Annotated in this window: 17 protein-coding genes; 14 read left to right on the top strand and 3 right to left on the bottom strand. The window is 38.4% G+C overall.

Annotated elements, in window-relative coordinates; genetic code table 11:
* The first annotated feature begins 34 nt into the window (after window positions 1–34).
* The 3 genes from R2Q78_RS21355 to R2Q78_RS21345 are packed head-to-tail and all read left to right on the top strand — an operon-like array spanning window position 35 to window position 5,070.
* Window positions 35–502 carry a response regulator gene (locus tag R2Q78_RS21355; RefSeq protein ID WP_316794632.1) on the top strand — a complete coding sequence of 156 codons (468 nt, stop codon included), beginning with the start codon at window positions 35–37 and terminating at the stop codon, window positions 500–502.
* Between the two features lie 26 nt (window positions 503–528).
* Window positions 529–4,056 carry a PKD domain-containing protein gene (locus tag R2Q78_RS21350; protein ID WP_316794631.1) on the top strand — a complete coding sequence of 1,176 codons (3,528 nt, stop codon included), beginning with the start codon at window positions 529–531 and terminating at the stop codon, window positions 4,054–4,056.
* Entirely contained in the window at window positions 4,057–5,070 is a 1,014-nt protein-coding gene (locus R2Q78_RS21345; protein ID WP_316794630.1) for a type IX secretion system membrane protein PorP/SprF, read from the top strand.
* 12 nt (window positions 5,071–5,082) lie between these two features.
* On the opposite strand, the gene rpoN is transcribed toward R2Q78_RS21345, so the two are convergent.
* The gene (gene rpoN / locus R2Q78_RS21340) at window positions 5,083–6,555 is read right to left on the bottom strand and encodes an RNA polymerase factor sigma-54 (RefSeq protein ID WP_316794628.1); all 1,473 of its coding nucleotides are present in this window, start codon (window positions 6,553–6,555) and stop codon (window positions 5,083–5,085) included.
* Window positions 6,556–6,878: 323 nt separating this feature from the next.
* Between rpoN and mscL the strand changes: the two genes are divergently transcribed.
* The 9 genes from mscL to tsaB all read left to right on the top strand — a co-directional run bounded on the left by mscL (window position 6,879) and on the right by tsaB (window position 12,112).
* Window positions 6,879–7,310, top strand: coding sequence for a large conductance mechanosensitive channel protein MscL (gene mscL, locus R2Q78_RS21335; protein ID WP_136834438.1), 432 nt, complete (start codon window positions 6,879–6,881; stop codon window positions 7,308–7,310).
* 221 nt (window positions 7,311–7,531) lie between these two features.
* Complete coding sequence (locus R2Q78_RS21330) at window positions 7,532–8,299, top strand: LiaF transmembrane domain-containing protein (RefSeq protein ID WP_316794626.1); 768 nt, start codon at window positions 7,532–7,534, stop codon at window positions 8,297–8,299.
* A 10-nt stretch (window positions 8,300–8,309) separates the two neighbouring features.
* The gene (locus R2Q78_RS21325; protein WP_316794625.1) at window positions 8,310–8,654 is read left to right on the top strand and encodes a DUF4288 domain-containing protein; all 345 of its coding nucleotides are present in this window, start codon (window positions 8,310–8,312) and stop codon (window positions 8,652–8,654) included.
* A 25-nt stretch (window positions 8,655–8,679) separates the two neighbouring features.
* Window positions 8,680–9,741: a sensor histidine kinase gene (locus tag R2Q78_RS21320; RefSeq protein ID WP_316794624.1), complete on the top strand. Its 1,062-nt coding sequence runs from the start codon at window positions 8,680–8,682 to the stop codon at window positions 9,739–9,741.
* Window positions 9,719–10,459 carry a LytR/AlgR family response regulator transcription factor gene (locus R2Q78_RS21315; protein WP_316794623.1) on the top strand — a complete coding sequence of 247 codons (741 nt, stop codon included), beginning with the start codon at window positions 9,719–9,721 and terminating at the stop codon, window positions 10,457–10,459. The genes R2Q78_RS21320 and R2Q78_RS21315 overlap by 23 nt, the downstream gene beginning before the upstream one ends.
* Before the next feature lie 87 nt (window positions 10,460–10,546).
* Window positions 10,547–10,705 (top strand): 50S ribosomal protein L34, encoded by a 159-nt coding sequence (gene rpmH / locus R2Q78_RS21310; protein ID WP_055133745.1) that lies wholly within the window; start codon window positions 10,547–10,549, stop codon window positions 10,703–10,705.
* Window positions 10,706–10,768: 63 nt separating this feature from the next.
* Window positions 10,769–11,182: a ribonuclease P protein component gene (locus tag R2Q78_RS21305; protein ID WP_316794621.1), complete on the top strand. Its 414-nt coding sequence runs from the start codon at window positions 10,769–10,771 to the stop codon at window positions 11,180–11,182.
* Window positions 11,166–11,399 (top strand): membrane protein insertion efficiency factor YidD, encoded by a 234-nt coding sequence (gene yidD / locus R2Q78_RS21300; protein WP_316794620.1) that lies wholly within the window; start codon window positions 11,166–11,168, stop codon window positions 11,397–11,399. Before R2Q78_RS21305 ends, yidD begins: the two co-directional genes overlap by 17 nt.
* A gap of 17 nt (window positions 11,400–11,416) precedes the next feature.
* Window positions 11,417–12,112, top strand: a complete 696-nt coding sequence (tsaB, locus tag R2Q78_RS21295) for a tRNA (adenosine(37)-N6)-threonylcarbamoyltransferase complex dimerization subunit type 1 TsaB (protein ID WP_316794618.1) — start codon at window positions 11,417–11,419, stop codon at window positions 12,110–12,112.
* Between the two features lie 5 nt (window positions 12,113–12,117).
* Here the strand turns inward: tsaB and R2Q78_RS21290 are convergent, their stop codons facing one another.
* Window positions 12,118–13,560 (bottom strand): DUF5723 family protein, encoded by a 1,443-nt coding sequence (locus R2Q78_RS21290; RefSeq protein ID WP_316794616.1) that lies wholly within the window; start codon window positions 13,558–13,560, stop codon window positions 12,118–12,120.
* 4 nt (window positions 13,561–13,564) lie between these two features.
* Window positions 13,565–15,160: a hypothetical protein gene (locus tag R2Q78_RS21285; RefSeq protein WP_316794614.1), complete on the bottom strand. Its 1,596-nt coding sequence runs from the start codon at window positions 15,158–15,160 to the stop codon at window positions 13,565–13,567.
* A gap of 104 nt (window positions 15,161–15,264) precedes the next feature.
* Here R2Q78_RS21285 and R2Q78_RS21280 point away from each other — a divergent pair, with 104 nt between their 5' ends.
* Both R2Q78_RS21280 and priA read left to right on the top strand, forming a co-directional pair.
* Window positions 15,265–15,651, top strand: a complete 387-nt coding sequence (locus R2Q78_RS21280; RefSeq protein ID WP_316794612.1) for a DUF423 domain-containing protein — start codon at window positions 15,265–15,267, stop codon at window positions 15,649–15,651.
* Window positions 15,651–18,134: a primosomal protein N' gene (priA, locus tag R2Q78_RS21275; RefSeq protein WP_316794610.1), complete on the top strand. Its 2,484-nt coding sequence runs from the start codon at window positions 15,651–15,653 to the stop codon at window positions 18,132–18,134. Before R2Q78_RS21280 ends, priA begins: the two co-directional genes overlap by 1 nt.
* The last annotated feature ends 68 nt before the right edge of the window (window positions 18,135–18,202 follow it).

Below are 18,202 nucleotides of genomic sequence, written 5' to 3'. Positions count from 1 at the left end.
AAAGCAATATATTTAACAAAAAAATCTAAAAAGCATGAGTTCAGATGTAATGATTAACGTTTTGTATGTAGATGATGAGGTTCATAACCTGAACTCTTTTAAGGCTGGATTCAGAAGGCTTTTTAATATTTTTGTTGCCGAGTCTGCCGCTGAAGGAAGAAAGATTCTTGAATCAGAGGATATTCAGGTGATTATTACTGATCAGAGAATGCCGGTGATGACAGGTATTGAATTTCTGGAATCTATCATACCTGATTTTCCTGATCCGATAAGAATTCTTTTGACCGGTTACGCAGATATCAATGCAGTTATAGATGCCATTAACAAAGGACAGGTTTATAAATATATTCAAAAACCCTGGATGGATGAAGATCTAAGGATCAACATTGAAAAAGCATATGAAATCTATGCACTCAGAAAAGAAAACAGGGAACTTACAGAACAATTATTGCTGGCTAATAAACAATTAGAGTTTTTATTACGTCAAAATCTGTTATCTTAGATATTCTAAAGGGAATATCTAAGATTATGAACAGGTGGAGTGTAATTATATGGGCATTATTGTTTTTCCCATTTATTCGTGCAAACGCTCAAAACATATCTAATGAGGGAACAGACTTCTGGGCTGTATTTCCTACACATGATCCATCAGGTACGCAGCAGGGAATAAGATATGCAAATGTCAGAATATATGTGACTGCTAAAGCCCAATCTAAAGTTACAGTAAGTTGTGGTGCGACCGTAATTGGTCCGGTTGATATCCCTCCTAATCAGGCTATACCCTTTGATATTCCCAGGGCCGATGCCTATATCGATTATAATACAAATCAAGCTAATACTGTGCTTAGCCAGCGCGGAATTCATATTGTTGTTAATGAAGGCGCAAAGGTTGCAGCATACGAGCATATTTACGCAGGTTCGCGTTCAGCTGCGTCGCTTATATTACCCCGTGAGGCTTTGGGACAGCAGTATTATTCTATGAATTATACGCAGGATGCAGCCAGAAATGGAGAGGTTAGTAAAGGCTTTTTAGTTTTGGTTGCCGCAGATGATAATACAAACCTGCTCATTCACAGACCCGGTAGCACGGTGCCAACTCCCATACACCTTGACAAGGCTGGTGATGTATATCAATACATGCCCGCCGGAAATGATGACCTGACTGGAACATTTGTAGAAATCGATCCTAACTCAGCGGATAACTGCAACAAACGTTTTGCTGCGTTTTCGGGCAGTACGTCACTTTCTATTATATGTAACGGATCCAAGGACCCTTTGTTCCAACAATTGTATCCAACTATAAGTTGGGGAAAAAATTATGGTATTGTACCTTTTTTCAGTAGAAGTTATTTGATTAGGATACTTGCTCAGGAAGATAACACCCGAGTCGATATAGGTGGTAATATCATTACTCTTGATAAAGGTAAATATTATGAAATTCCAAGTATCCTGACGGAGGCAATGTATATATCAGCCAATAAGAAGATTAGTGTAGCACAATATTCGCTCACCCAGGATTGCTCGCTTGCAGGGGGAGGAAGGGCTTATGGAGATCCCGAAATGGTCCTGTTAAATCCGATAGAATTCAATATCAAAAATATCACGTTATTTTCATCTAATGACGAGCGGATATTAGAGAAGTACATCAATGTATTGATAAAAACGAGTGCAGCGCCGTCATTTACAATTAACGGGCTGCCACCACCAAATGGTATATGGCAGGTGATACCTTCTAATCCTGAATATTCTTTTATCCAGATACAAATATCTGACCTCAACTCAACCCTTGCTGCAAATGAAGGCTTTAATGCCATCGCTTATGGTTTTGGAGATCATGAATCTTATGCTTATTCAGCCGGTACGAACCTGGCAGCGAATACTTATTTTCTTGTCAGCAATAAAATTACACAGAGAGATGCTCAAAATGCTTGCATAGGACAGAAATCTGATTTTAAAATTATTCTTCCCTATCAGGTGGAGAAAATTACCTGGCAACTGGATGACGATCCTACAGAAAACGGAAATATTTTGCCAAGGGTTATAACAGCCTCAGATGGGACTTTATCTTATGAATATACCTATTCTAAGGGAAGTGTGTTTTTGGAAGAAAAGCAGCACAAGGTTTCTATTGTTGTTAAACTAGCCAACGACAACACTAATTGTTTGGATGAAGAGGCTGAATTTAACTATACTTTTGATGTGTATCCAATTCCGACCCCTGATTTTGCTTTCGAGCCGGAGGGTTGCGCTGATACTGATATTCAGTTTAATGATAGAGGAAATTCCAACTTACCAGGCAGGCCATTAAACAAATGGCTATGGGATTTTGGTGATGGTAGTCCAGTTTCCACCGAACAAAACCCTAAACATACTTATACCAGTTCCGGAACCTTCACCGTGAGTTTGTCTGTCGGTCTAGACGACGGTTGTTTGTCAGATGTATTGCCAAAGACAATCACTATCAAGCCTAAAATCAATACCAGATTCGATGCACTAGCAATCGGATGTATTAATAAAGAAGTGGTCTTCACAGATCAGTCAGTGCCGGAGGCAGGTACCGCTATTGTTAAATGGTACTGGAATTTCGGTGATAACACACCTCTTCCTGCCGACGCAACCATGCCAAATGCTAAACATACTTATACAACACTTGGCAAATATACTGTATCTCTGATAACAGAGGCGGAAAATGGTTGCCTGAGCCTCGCTTTCAGGAAAGACATCACCATTACGGCATTGCCGACGCCAAATTTCACATTACCTGAGGTTTGTACAACAGATGCTTCAGCTGATTTTATCAACACCTCTGCTGATGTTGATGGAAGTAAAACAGGATTGACTTATACATGGGATTTTGGTGACGCAGTAAGCCCTTTAAATATTTCAACACAGACGATGGGTAGTCATAAATATCCCGCCGCCGGTCTTTACCACGTAACCCTTACAGTGACCAATGCTAATGGCTGCTCCAACTCAATTATAAAAGACTTTACTGTCAATGGATCTGATGTGCAGCCCTCATTTACAGTTGCCAATAAGGATAACCTATGCAGCAGTGTAAAAGTTAAATTTAAAAATACTTCTCAAGTAAGACCGCTGGGAACCGTTACGAAACTACGCTGGTATTTTGATACAGATAATAAACCAACCGAATTTATAGAGGATGAAGACCCTGATTTTAATAAGGCGTATGAATTTTTGTATCCTGCACCAACTGATCCGAATCAAAGAAGGGTTCATGTGAAAATGGTGGCTTTTTCAGGGGAGGCATGTTTTATGGAAAAAATAGAGGAAATCACACTTTATCCTTCACCACGTGTGGTATTTGATGTCATCCCCGATGTTTGTTTTAATGCAGGAAAAATCCAGCTGACCCAAGCTCGTGAAGCGATAAATGTTCCTGGCAGCGGGGTATATAGTGGCAAAGGAATTACTGCTGATGGTACGTTTGATCCTGAAATAGCTGGACTCGGAACACATGATATCACCTATACTTTTACCGCAGGTCAGACCAGTTGTCAGGATGTACAGGTAAGAACAATTACTGTAAATCCGATTCCGGAGCTAATCATTGACAGGGACATTTATATACTTGCGGGAGGGGAGAAGAGAGTAACTGCCAGCGCTAAAGGTCTTGGCCTGATTTATAAATGGACCCCGGCAACGGGCTTAAGTAGTGATGATGTACTTGAACCTGTAATGTCAGGAGATGTGGACAGGGTGTACACTTTAACCATAAGTTCATCACAAAGCTGTGTGATATCTGAAAGGATAACCCTGCATGTATTACCCTCGGTACATGCGCCAAATGCATTTTCTCCGAATGGAGATGGTGTAAATGATACCTGGGTGCTGAAATATATTGATACCTATCCAAACGCTACGGTAGACGTATTTAATCGTTACGGGGAAAAAGTTTTTCATAGTGTTGGGTATAGTAGTCCTTTCGATGGAAATTTTAAAAATGAGGCATTGCCGGTCGGAACTTATTATTATATTATCAACCCAAGAAACGGAAGAAAAAATGTTACCGGATCTTTAACTTTGATCAGATAGATGAAACGCTCATTATACTCTTTTTTACTTTTTACACTATTTGCTTTTCCAGTTGGTGCACAACAGCGCCCTCAGTACACCCAATACATTTTTAATAATTATTTGCTCAACCCTGCATTAAGCGGAATAGAAAATTATACAGATGTGAAGCTTGGGTACCGTAAGCAGTGGACTGGCATAGAAAATGCCCCTCAAACGTCATTTCTTTCGGCACAATGGAAACTGGGCGATGATTACCTATGGAAAAATGCACTTTCATTACCAGAGAATGGTGATGACCCTATGAGCAGGAATTACATGCAGAATTATACTGCTTCACCTTCTCACCATGGAATGGGTGTTATCGCAGTATTGGATGATGTTGGGCCGTTATCCCGACTCGATGCGAGTGTAACTTATGCTTATCACCTGCAGATGAGCGGAACACTTAATTTTTCGGTAGGCGTTGCCGCCGGGTTAAGCAGGATAGGACTGGATGTAAACCAGCTTGATTTTGATGTAAAAAATGATCCTTCGGTTCAGAATGCAATCATCAGTCAGGTGAAACCAGATCTTGGATTAGGCGTGTGGCTTTATGGTGCGCGTTTTTTTGCGGGAGCTTCTGTACAGCAGGTATTGCCTCAAAAATTGAAATTCACCAGTGATCCTAAATACAATACAGGCAGAGATGTGCCTCATTTTTTTGCCACAGCGGGATATAAACTCTTTATAGACGACGAGATCAGTGCGACGCCTTCAGTCATGTTTAAAAAAGTAACCCCTGCTCCAATATCTGTGGATGCCAATGTGAAAATTGCATTTAGAGACCGTTTGTGGGTAGGAGGTAGCTACCGTAAAAATGATTCCTTCTCCGCAATGGCGGGGGTAAATATCAGCAAGCTAATTAACCTTACCTACTCCTATGATTTCGTTACCTCTGAGTTGAATACAGTGAGTAATGGGAGCCATGAAATTGTACTCGGTATTCAGCTCAATAATGTTTACGAAGTATTGAGCACCACCAAAATGTGGTAATAACGAATATTACTAAAGCTCCTTTCTTAAACGCGCCACAGGAATATTCATTTGCTCCCTGTATTTAGCTACCGTTCTTCTGGCAATATTATACCCTCTGTCTTTTAGGATCTCGGTGAGCTTTTCATCAGCAAGAGGTTTGCGCTTGTCTTCGTTGCCAATACAGTCCTCCAATATCTTCTTCACCTCTTTGTTGGAAACTTCTTCACCGCTTTCAGTCTGAATGGCCTCAGAAAAGAAAGATTTCAATAAGAAGGTGCCAAATTCGGTTTGCACGTATTTAGAGTTTGCTACCCTTGATACCGTAGAAATATCCATATCAATCTTGTCAGCTATATCTTTCAGGATCATGGGGCGCATTTTTCTTTCATCTCCTGTAAGCAGGTATTCATATTGATACTGCATAATGGCATTCATAGTCTTTAGCAGGGTTTGCTGTCTTTGCTTTATGGCATCGATAAACCATTTTGCCGAGTCCAGTTTTTGCTTTACAAACTGAACGGCTTCTTTTAATTTTTTATCCTTCTGAGATGCTTTATCATAGTGATCGAACATGTCTATGTATGACCTGCTGACCCTTAATTCAGGTGCATTTTTTGAGTTTAAAGTAAGTATCAGTACGCCATCATTGTTAGAAACATGAAAATCGGGTATGATTTGTAATTGTTTGGTTGTAACCTGATTAGAGTCTCCAGGTTTGGGGTTCAGACGCAGTATCTCTGCGATGATTTCCTTCAGGTCCTCACTGTTCAGTCCCAATGACTTCTCCAGTTTATCGTAATGTTTGCGTGTAAACTCATCGAGGTAATTCTCAACAATTTCAATCGCTTTAACAATGATTGGATTGTTAGGATCTTTACGCCTTAGCTGCAGGGTAAGGCATTCCTGTAAGTCTCTTGCTGCAATACCGGGAGGATCAAAACTTTGTATCACTTTCAGCATTTCCAGTACATCTTCTTCTTCCACCATCACATTTTGTGAAAATGCAAGATCATCTATCATGGAAGTAATAGGTCTTCTCAGGTATCCATCGTCATCTAAACTTCCGATAATCTGTTTTCCTATAATAAAATCCTGGTTAGAAAGCGGAACCAGATCCAGTTGTTCCTGTAAGCTCTCAAAAAAGGTGCTTTCTATAGCTATAGGAGTTTCTTTTTTTTCTTCATCATCGTCACTGTTGTTGTACGATGTACTATAATCGTTTACACTGTCGTCCTGCAGATAATCATCTACATTAAATTCGTCGGTGCTTTCCTCTTTAGCTCCTGCATCATAATCTTCTGGACCATCATTCAAATCATCATATTCACCTTTTGGCTCTTCTGCGATCATTAAGCTTGGATCTTCAAGAGCTGGATTTTCTTCAAGCTCTTCTTTAATACGCGTATCCAAAGCAACAGTCGGTACCTGCAGCAACTTTATAAATTGGATTTGCTGAGGAGAGAGTTTCTGTAGTAATTTTTGTTGTAGGTGCTGTTTTAACATAAGATGATGAGCAGGTATTTTATGTACCCGGTCCAAAAATACACATTTCGAACAGATAAAAGCAATTTCCCCAAGGTATATCGTTAAATTTACACTAACAAACCCAAGAAAATTTTTATGTTCACATTTAGGCAAAGACAAGGTGATGCCAAATTAATGCCGTCGTCTACGTTACGCTACATGGTGGGGTCAGGATAAAATTTTAATACTTGTGTTATCTTATGTGTTAATTTGATGATAGAATAATGAAATTAATTATGTCTTTAATATTCTTGTTTTTGGTACGATTTTTATAAATTAGAATAAACTAAAACAACTATTATATGGGATTTGTAAAAGAATTTAAGGAATTTGCTGTAAAAGGCAGCGTAATGGATCTCGCTGTCGGTGTAATTATCGGTGGTGCTTTTGGTAAAATTATCGATAGTGTGGTAAAGGATTTGATCATGCCGTTGATATCTGCAGTTATTGGTTCGGTAGATTTCAGTAATCTCTATATTGTATTGAAAGGGGAGGTTGCCGCTAATCTTGCGCTGGAGGAGGCACGTAAGGTGCCTGATACTGTTATTTTTGCCTATGGTAATTTCATTACTGTAGCCATTAACTTTTTATTATTAGCTCTGGCTGTATTTATGTTGGTGAAAGGTATTAATTCTATGAAACGCAAACAGGAAGCTGAACCTGTGGCGCCAGCTGCACCTTCAAAAGAAGAAGTGTTATTGGCAGAGATCAGAGATTTACTTAAAAATAAATAAAAGAATTTGCTGAATGAAAAGGGGCTAATTACAGAAGTAATTGGCCCTTTTTTGTGTTGACTGTTTTTTACCGATAAAATAGTGTTGTTTACCGACGATTAGAATAGCTACATGGCTGCTGTGTTGTTAATGGCACAGGTTGTCTGTAATTTTGATGAAGCAAAGGCGATTAAATAAATTGGAAACAATAGCGGTTAGCCATATTTAGATTAGAAAAGGAAATGGGAAATTTGAAAACAAATAACTCCAGCAGAATGTGTACAGGGCTAGTAGTCCTTTTGATCGGGGTAGTTTTTCTGTTGGACAACATAGGGGTTAATATTCCGAAATGGATCATCGATTGGCCGATGTTGTTGATTGCTATTGGACTATTGGTCGGATATAAACGCAAATTTGAGGTTGGACTCTGGATGTTTTTTGTGGCAGTGGGCGGTTTTTTTACAATTGAGTCAATTGTAAATGTAGATTTTTCGAAATATTATTTTGCACTAATCTTTATCGCAATTGGAGTTTTTCTGATCATTAAACCAAAAGGACGTGGTTTTCAGGGAAGACGCTGGAAAAAGAAATGGGCGCAAAAATGTGCTGCCTATGAAAGTGTTGGTAGCCAGAATGACGATGGTGTACAAACTCCGTATGATATAGACAAGAATGACATACTGGATACGGTGAATGTATTTGGTGGTAGTCATCAGAACATTTACTCTAAAAATTTCAAAGGCGGGGATGCCATAGCGATTTTTGGGGGCTCGGATATCAATCTTTCCCAGGCAGATTTTGAGGGAACCATATCGCTTGATGTGGTTGCGATCTTTGGTGGAGTTAAAATTGTTGTTCCTCCAAGCTGGGATGTAAAATCAGAAGTCACTGCGATATTTGGTGGTATAGATGACAAACGTGCACTTGGGCAAGTGGTTTCTGAGCCTAAAAAGACTATAATAATTAAAGGGGTGGCTTTATTCGGAGGGGTGGATATCAGAAATTTTTAAATTCTATGTTATGAAATGGTTTTTAGTAAGGTATATTTATGAAATTATTAGTGGCGACGGGGGATATAAGGCGCAGTTTGATGAGCAACTAAGGTTAATTAGTGCAAATACTGGTAATGATGCAATTTGCAAAGCGGAAGGCATGGCTGATGATTTTCATCCTCCTTTTAGAAACTATAAAGGCGAACTGGTAGAATGGAAGTTCATCTGTATTGCCGGACTTCATGAAATACAGACACCAACTGATGGTGCGGAGGTGACTTCAATATTACATGAACCTCAGGATGCCCTCGATTTTAGAGAACAAATAAACAAACGAAAAGAATTTTTGGATAATGCCATTGGTGTATTATAAAATAAATCAGCTTAAATAATCTATTTTGACAACAAGTCCGTTATCAATATTAAGAATACAAAGAGTTGCCGGTGCTATTTTTTTAGCCTGGGCTTCTTTGTTTGTAATTCTTTTTTACGTGACGCTGAACTTTAGTATTGAGGTTTCAATTGCTGATAGTTTAATTACCAACGGACTAATGGCGATGGGTTGTTTTATTTTGAGTAATATGCTTGGGTATTATCAGCCAAAAAAAGAAACCATCCTTTTTGTGCTGATGCTTACGCTTGTATTGGCCTTAATTGTCACTTTTATCAGTAAATTCTGTCTGAATATGTTGTTTCCCAGTGATTTGACATATCGAAGCTTTTTAAGATTATCATTGTTGGTTCGTTTTATCATTGTATTTGTGTTCCTTGCCTGGTGTGCATTAGCCAATATTTTATGGTACAGACTAGAGGAGCAGTCAGAAACCCAGGAGCGGCTATTAATGGCGCAGAACCTTTCTAAGGAAGCTGAGTTGAATAAACTGAGGCATCAGCTCCAACCTCATTTTTTGTTCAATAGTCTGAACTCAGTTTATGCGCTTACCATTGTGAATCCTAAAGAAGCAGGTACCATGATTACAAAACTTGCCGCATTTTTAAGAGGTACTTTGAAAAGGGATGATGAGGTTTGGGTGACTGTAGGGGAGGAAATGGAGTACATACAACTTTATCTTGATATTGAAAAAGTAAGGTTCAGCCACAGGCTGAGTGTCGATATAGATATAGACAAAGAAACGTTAAATTTGAAATTGCCTGGTACTTTACTTCAGCCAATCGTGGAAAATGCCATTAAGTTTGGCTTGTACAATACCGCTGCCGCAATTACAATAGCAATAACCGTTAATGTAGAAAATGGCGTGCTTGTCATTAGAGTTAGAAATCCATTTGATCCGGAAATGAAAGCTACAGGAGGTACAGGATTTGGATTGACGGCGATTAAAAGACGATTATACCTATTGTTTGCTGATGAGCAATTGTTGCATGCACAGGCTACTCAGGAAAATATATACATAACTACCCTTAAAATACCTCAAGCAGATGATACGAACCATACTAATTGATGATGAATCCCTGGCAAGGGATATTGTAAAGCATTATCTGAGTGATTTTCCTGATATTGAAGTCGTAGCAGAATGCAGTGACGGTTTTGAAGGATTAAAAGCGATCACACAACATCAGCCTGATTTTATTTTCCTGGATATTCAAATGCCTAAAATTAACGGGTTTGAAATGCTGGAACTGGTAGAGAATCCTCCTGCTGTGATATTCACCACTGCATTCGACGAATATGCTATCAAAGCTTTTGAAGTAAATGCGGTAGATTACCTGTTAAAGCCGATTGAACAGGTAAGATTTGAACAGGCCATTAAAAAAATACCGGCACGGTTGAATAGTACAGATACCGAGGCCACTCAGGAGCTTCTAAATTCGGCAGCGTTGAGCCCTGCCCAGAATAACCGGGTGGTGGTAAAGAAAAATGGAGTAATCAAAATTATTGCTGTCGGAGATATTCATTACCTGGAAGCAGATGATGATTATGTTAAATTAAGTACTACAGAAGGAATTTTTCATAAGAATAAAACCATGAGTTTCTTTGAACGGACACTGGATCCGGGTCAATTTATTAGGATACACCGTTCGTATATTATAAATTTGTCGGAAGTAACCCGCATAGAACTGAAAGAAAAAGATAGTTATGTGGTGCTTCTGAAGTCGGATATCTGGTTGCCGGTGAGCAAAACAGGATATGTAAAACTAAAAGCAGCCTTAGGTATGTAGAAAATTCTAATTCTATTTGCAATTAGAAAAAAATCAAACTATATTTGCACCTCTTATTTAAAAAAATAGTCAAGATATAATACAGTTATGAAAAGAACATTCCAACCTTCGCAAAGAAAGAGAAGAAACAAACACGGCTTCCGCGAAAGAATGGCTACAGCAAACGGTAGAAGAGTATTAGCTTCTCGTCGTGCAAAAGGAAGAAAAAGATTATCAGTTTCTGACGAACGTCGTCATAAAGCATAATTTTTGATTGCAGCACTTTAAGTGTTGGCAGATCAGAACATCTGCAAATTTGCGATCAAAAACATGAACACATTTAACAAAGAAGAACGGTTGTGTAGCAGGAAGTTAATTGACTTGCTATTTAAAAACGGTTCTTCTTTTTTATTATACCCATATAGGGTATCTTATTTGCTTACAGCTACTTCTCATCAATTTCCTGTTCAGGTTGTAATTAATGTGTCTAAAAAGCGCTTTAAAAAAGCTGTTGATAGAAACCGCATTAAAAGATTGACCAGAGAAGCTTACCGCCTGCAGAAGCAAGAGTATTTGTACGCTTTGATTCCTGAATCTGAAAAGCTCTTATTACTTTCCATCCAATTTATAGGCAAGAAGATTTATGACTATCCTTTTTTCGAAAAGAAGTTGTCAGGAGTTTTTAAAAAGCTTACAGCTGAATTGCAGGTTAAAATGACTCAGGAAAATGATCGGCCTTCTTAAACAAATAATTGGCTGGTTCTTCCTCGGACTGATCAAGCTTTATCAGTGGCTTTTGTCGCCATTGTTAGGTGCCAGTTGCAGGTATACACCAACGTGCTCACAATATGGGATTGAAGCGATAAAAAAACATGGGCCTTTTAAAGGAGGTTGGTTAACTTTGAAACGCATTGGCAGATGCCATCCCTGGGGTGGACATGGTCATGATCCTGTTCCGTAATTTTATATTTATCATCAATGGCTACTACTATACTTCAAATCGAAACTGCTACACAAGTTTGCTCTGCTGCACTATCAAAAGATGGTAAGACCATAGCGCTAAAGGAACTAATGGCAAGTAACATTCATGCAGGCAGTCTCACTTTGTTTATTGAGGAGGTGATGAAAATGGCCGGTCTTCAGTTTTCTGATCTGGATGCAGTAGCGGTGAGCAAGGGCCCTGGTTCGTATACCGGACTTAGAATAGGTGTTTCTACTGCGAAGGGACTATGCTTTGCACTGGATAAACCATTAATTGGCGTGGATACACTTCAAATGATGGCTTCTGGTTTTATACACGATGAACCTGCGTATACGGGTGCAATCTGTTCGATGATTGATGCAAGGAGAATGGAGGTTTTTACTGCGGTATATAATGCCAAATTGGACTCGATAATGGATACCAATGCTAAGATAATTGACGAGTATAGCTTTGCAGAGGAGCTGAATTCCGGAGCATTAATGTTCATTGGTGATGGTGCTGCGAAGTGTAAGGATGTGATCAGCCATAAAAATGCTTCGTTCTCTGAAGCTAATTTTAATTCTGCCAGCAACATGAGCGCATTGGCATATAATGCTTATTTGCAATCAAAATTTGAGGATGTAGCATATTTTGAACCATTTTACCTTAAGGATTTTGTGCTGACTACACCTAAGAAAAAGGCTGGCCTGTAGTATGTTTACCTCCTCTTTGAGAATACACTAAAGAGGCGTTTGAAAAAACTGGATTCTCCATCGTTAATTCCCGGCATTCTACTGCTATTCTGAGGATGCTCTACAGTATTTCCAAACTTAATTCCAATTCCCATGTAGAAGGAGGCACCATTGTAACCTTTTCCTATGGTAATATCTTGTTTGATCGCTCCTTTTGCTTGCGACACTGTTTTAAAAAGATCGTCAGATCCGAGAAAGACCTCGAAATTGGGTGTTTGATACATTCCCTGCATACCAAATAGAAACAAGTTGTTGAAATTGTATGAAGGAATGGCACTTAATGAAAATTGATCATACTTAAATTTGTTGACAAAAGCTGCGTCGCCTCCTTTATAGAACAGATTCTTCGATACAATTAAAGCAGGCGTGTAGGTGAAATAAGGAACTGAAATACTGAATGCTTTTGAGATCATAAAATCAGCTTTTGCATTCGTAAGACTATAGAAACGTTCGCGTGTTTCGCCGTCGGTGGCTATTTCTGTAATCCTGTTCTCGATAGATGAAGGGTTAGCCTCTGGGTCCAAAATAATCAGGGGATCATTGATGTTGTTGAATTGATTATAGTAAGAGCTTTTAGCCCATCTGATAACGCCCAAATCCTTTACGTTGGCCATCAGGAATACGCCGCTTTTTGAGGTGTAGCTGGTACCGAAGCTAAAGGCAAGTCCCGGATTTTTGAATGTTGGTACCAAGTCTTTTTTGGAGAGTTCATCTGTTTCAAGAAAATTTGCCCTGTAGCTTCCTTTAAGTGCAGCTACGAGAGGCTGTGTATCTGATCCTGGATTAAAAAATGACTGTTTGATTTGAAGTTTATTATAGGTGATGCCGCTCAATAAACTTAATTTAACACCAAATGCGAGTCTCTTGTTATAATTTTCCCGATAGCTGATGCTAAACTGGTGATAAGATTGTGCATAGCCATTGTTGTTAAAAGCATCTTCGAAATCTTGTCCTTTGTAAGCATCAAATCTATTGTAATTGTCTAGTAATGCAAATGTTTCATTGGTGTAGTCCAAATTTCCATCCGTACGCAACTGCCAGGAGAGTCCTATTTCTTTATGATATTTATAAGATTTGAATATTTTAAAGTTAAACAGGTAGATGTTACTGCTGTGGAAAATATGATTTACTTCATTGTTTCCAATGGTGATGTCTTTTGCTGAATATACGCCTTCATTAATCAGACGTCGGATAGTGTTTTCATTTCCTTTGGTTGACGCATTTAATCCGAGATATGGAAGGAAAAAGTTGGATGCAAATTTACGTGAAGAGTCCAGTACAAATGTTTTCTGCGCAGGATTTTCAAAACCATCAAACAGAGTTTTAGTATTGAATAGTCCATATTGCTGGGCTTTTGAATGTACTGTGAAAAATAAGAAGCAAATAACCAGGTATCTTTTGTTCATCATGTAGTTATGGAATACTTATTATTGAATCGGTTTGTAGTGAATTACTATCTGGTGATAGTTTGATCTTTTTATTAATCAGTACATTGGTTTGGAATTTTCCATTGTCGCCGCTTAACTGATATATGAATGAGGTATAGTTTTTTAGGCCTTTTTCATTTCTGATTTGTTTATAATACGGCTGGTACAAGTTCTTTAAGAAAATATCGGAAGAATTTTTCAGACCAATGAAATAACTGATATTGGCTGTATTTGCTAACTGGTCTATTGCCGTGCTATAATCCTTGTCATTAATTAAAAGCGTATTATTTTTGTAGCTATTTAAGAACGACTGTACGCTGCTGGCATTATTAGAAAAAACCATATAGTTATCTATAATGCAATAGAAAGGCCTTTTGAATTTCTTTAGTGGCTCACCAAAATAAGCATACAATAGGTTGTCTTCTTTTAATACTTTAATATCCTGGCTATATTCTGTGCTAAGGTCTAGAAGAAGCTGGGTTACTTTATCTCCATTGCTTAGTTCTATTGCTCCAATTTTTTCTGTTGTACTCAGCTGGAAGGTAATGAATTGATTTTTAAAGTATTTTGGAAAGATCTGCTCCAGGTTAATCCTGTATTTCTCATTATAATTCTTAATGATTTTGGAAGTGTTATGCTCATCTTTTATAAGTGCAAACCAATTGTCTAATGATTTTTTCCAGCTGGTGTAATTGTCTACTGCAAAAACTGAATAGTTGGCGGTGTTTTCAGGAAGTATATTCGTTATGCTGATTTTCTGAGCTTTTAACCCGGCAAATAAATGGTAATAACCGTTGTCATCATTAGGAGTTGTTGTTCCTGTAAGAAGGATTTTTTCTTTACTGAAGTTGTAGGTCAGGCTTGCAAATGCATGCTGATTGTTGAACACAGAGAGTTCTCCTGTTAATTTTCCAGGCAGCACTGCTTTTAAAAGTGAGGGCATAACCTCAAAATTGATATATACTTCTGCAAGGCTATTTTTTGTAATCCGGCTATTTGATTTTATATAATCTACAAATTTACTGCCCTTATTGAATGAGGATAAAAGCACGTCGTTGATAGGTTTGGTAGTACCCGACAATAACAATAAGTTGTCTTTTATACCCAGATAGAAGATATTGCTGTCTGGCAATCGCATACTGATCAAGTTTTCTTTGCTACCCGTTTCGATTGAATGGTCTTTTAAAGTTTTGCGTAACTGGTCAATGTTGATTCCTGCTTTTATCTGCGTACTGTAGAGGAAGTCTATGTTTTTGTTGCCGCCTGGAATTAAACTGATATAAACAGCTTGTTTGTCAATGGCATAGTTGATTTCAGGAACAGATAAAATGTAGGTTTTTAAAGACTCAAGCTCTGAGAATTTATCATCACCCGCTATTTCTTTGAATAAATCCTGTGCCTTGAGAATATCCAGGATGCTTTTGTCATTTTCAAAGGAGAAAATGAAGGCCGAGTTTGTAGTGGCGGCGTAAAGACTGCTGTCGTTATTCTTTAATTCTGAATTTAATCCGGAAAAATATAGATATGCCATTGTGATGATGGCAGCAATGAGTGTGATTATTATGACTAAAATCTTTTTCATCTGTCGTTTAAGCAAACTTAGAGAAAGTTATGCTAGTATCCATGAAGACCTATTAAAATATAGCCAATTTTATCTAAGTTTGTTTTGAAAAAAATTGGGTTATAATGAGTAGACGCATATTATTGACAGCGGCTCTATTGGGTGCTGTAGCAGTTATGTTTGGTGCTTTTGGTGCACACGGATTGAAAAGAGTTGTAGATGCAGGATCGCTGGAGATATGGGCAAAGGGTGTAGAATATCAGTTTTATCATGTGTTCGCATTGCTGTTTCTCTCACAACTTAAAACTGAGCAGACCAGGCTTGTCAATCTGGCTTACTGGTTTTTTACATTAGGTATTCTTTTTTTCTCAGGTTCGTTGTATCTGCTGGCTACAAGAGATGTTTTAAATATAGGTTTTGTCAATTATATTGGTCCTGTAACTCCCATTGGTGGCCTTTTATTTATATTGGGCTGGTTGTCATTGTTTTTAGCAGCAGTAAAGGGTAAATAATGTTTGAGATTGATGATGAGGAATTTGTAGAAAGGGAGACTTTATTTATTGAAGTGATACTTCCGCTGTCACTTGCTAAAAATTACATTTACAGGGTTCCCTTCGATCTAAACGGACAGGTAGGGGTAGGTAAAAGAGTAGTAGTTCAGTTTGGTAAAAATAAAATTTATACCGCACTGATCAAAAGCATCAGTCATGAAGCCCCCGGCATATATGAAGCCAAGTATATTATAGATGTTGTAGATGCCTATCCGATCATTACTCACGAACAATTAGAACTGTGGGATTGGATGACTTCGTACTACATGTGTAATGAAGGTGATGTAATGTCGGCAGCCTTACCGGCAGGTTTAAAACTTGCCAGCGAGACTATAATTGTATTAAAAGAAGATGCTGTTCCTGAGGAAGGCGTGGTGTTTACAGAAAAAGAGGATGTAGTACTCAAGGCTTTAAGAAGCAGACCACGCTTAACTATAGACGATGTTTCTGCCTTATTAGGTCAGAAGACAGTTTATCCGATTATCAATGGTTTGCTGGATAAAGGAATGGTTTATATTGCGGAGGAAGTGGTTGAGAAATATAAGCCATTACTAAAATCATTTGTCAGTTTAAGCTCTTTTTATCAGGACGAAGAGAATTTAAGACAACTCTTTGCTATTCTCGAAAAAGCGCCTAAACAGCTGGATGCTCTTTTAGCTTATTTAAAGCTCTCCAAGCAACAGGATGTAATATCTAAACAAGAGTTGCTGGAGGAAAGTAATTGTGGACAGGGAGCATTAAAATCCTTGTTAGATAAAGAAATATTTAAGGTTTACAAAAGACCCGTAAGCAGACTGCGGGATTATAGCGATGACTTTATTCTCAATTTTGAACTGAGTAATGCGCAAGATGGGGCGTTAAAGAAGATTGAGCAGGAGTTTGCTGAAAAAGACGTGGTGCTGCTGCATGGTGTGACCGCATCAGGGAAAACGCAGGTCTATATCAAACTTATTGAACAGGCTATTGAAAAAGGCGGACAGGTCTTGTTCCTGTTACCGGAAATTGCCCTTACAACGCAGATTGTAGAGCGGATCCAGCGTTATTTCGGAGATGCTATAGGTGTTTATCACTCCAAGTTTAATAATAATGAACGTGTAGAAATCTGGAATAAGGTTTTGAATGGGAAATATAGGGTTGTGCTTGGCGCTCGCTCTGCGGTTTTTCTTCCTTTCAAAGAATTGAAACTGATTGTTGTCGATGAAGAACATGAATCGTCGTATAAGCAACAGGATCCGGCACCACGTTATCAGACACGTGATGCTGCGGTATATCTGGCGCATTTACATAAAGCCAAAGTAGTATTGGGATCAGCCACGCCATCGATAGAAAGCTATTTTAATGCCAGAGGTGGAAAATATGGTTTGGTCACAATAAATGAACGCTTTGGAGGTGTTGAATTACCTCTTCAGGAAGTGATCAGCATTTCCGAAGAAACGAAAAAGAAAAAAATGGTTTCTTATTTTTCAGGTAAATTGATCGATGAGATTGCTTTTACACTGGAGCATAAAGAGCAGGTGATACTTTTTCAAAACAGGAGGGGGTACGCGACAATATTGATTTGTGCAACCTGCGGCTACGCACCTAAATGTGTGAACTGTGATGTTTCGTTAACTTATCATAAAACCAGCGGCAAATTACACTGCCACTATTGTGGTTACCATCAGAGCAGCATTAATATTTGCCCTGCCTGTGGATCAGTGCACGTTGAGCAAAAGGGTTTTGGTACAGAAAGGGTGGAAGAAGAGCTGAGCCTGATTTTTCCTGAGGCAAAGATATCCAGACTTGATGTAGATAGTACGCGTACTAAGAATGGATTGCAACAGATCATTTCTGAGTTTCAGGAGAAAAAAACTGATATCCTGATTGGGACTCAAATGGTCGCTAAGGGATTGGATTTTGATAATGTCACGCTTATAGGCGTAATTAACGCAGATACATTATTGAACTACCCTGATTTCAGGGCTTTTGAAAGGAGTTATCAATTGCTTGCCCAGGTAGCAGGAAGAGCAGGCAGAAGGGATAAACAGGGCAAAGTGATCATTCAGGCTTATGATGATAGCCATCGAATTATTAATCAGGTAATAGAGAACAAATATCTTGAGATGTATAACGAGGAATTGTCTGAACGCCGGCAATTTAATTATCCTCCGTTTACGAGACTGATTTTCATTAATATCAAACATAAGGATTCCGATCTGCTAAATATGGCTTCGCAAAAATTCGCTAACGAGCTTAGGGCTCATTTGGGAGGACGTGTATTGGGTCCAGAACAACCTTTGGTGGCTCGTGTAAGAAATTATTACATCAAACAAGTGATTATTAAGAGTGATAAGACTACTTCTTTACCTAAGGTTAAATCGCTGTTAAAAGAAGTTATTCTACAATTTCAGGCTGAAAAGGACTTTAGGGGATTGAACATACAGGTTGATGTAGATCCTTACTAATTTTATAGCAATTGATTCTGTGTTGATTAGCTGTTTTTTGTAGAATTGGGGATAAATATTTAACCGGA

Source organism: Pedobacter frigoris (assembly GCF_032678645.1).
Classification (GTDB): Bacteria; Bacteroidota; Bacteroidia; order Sphingobacteriales; family Sphingobacteriaceae; genus Pedobacter; species Pedobacter frigoris_A.
Note: the sequence above shows the minus strand (reverse complement) of the source record. Positions and strands in the feature narration are given on the sequence as shown.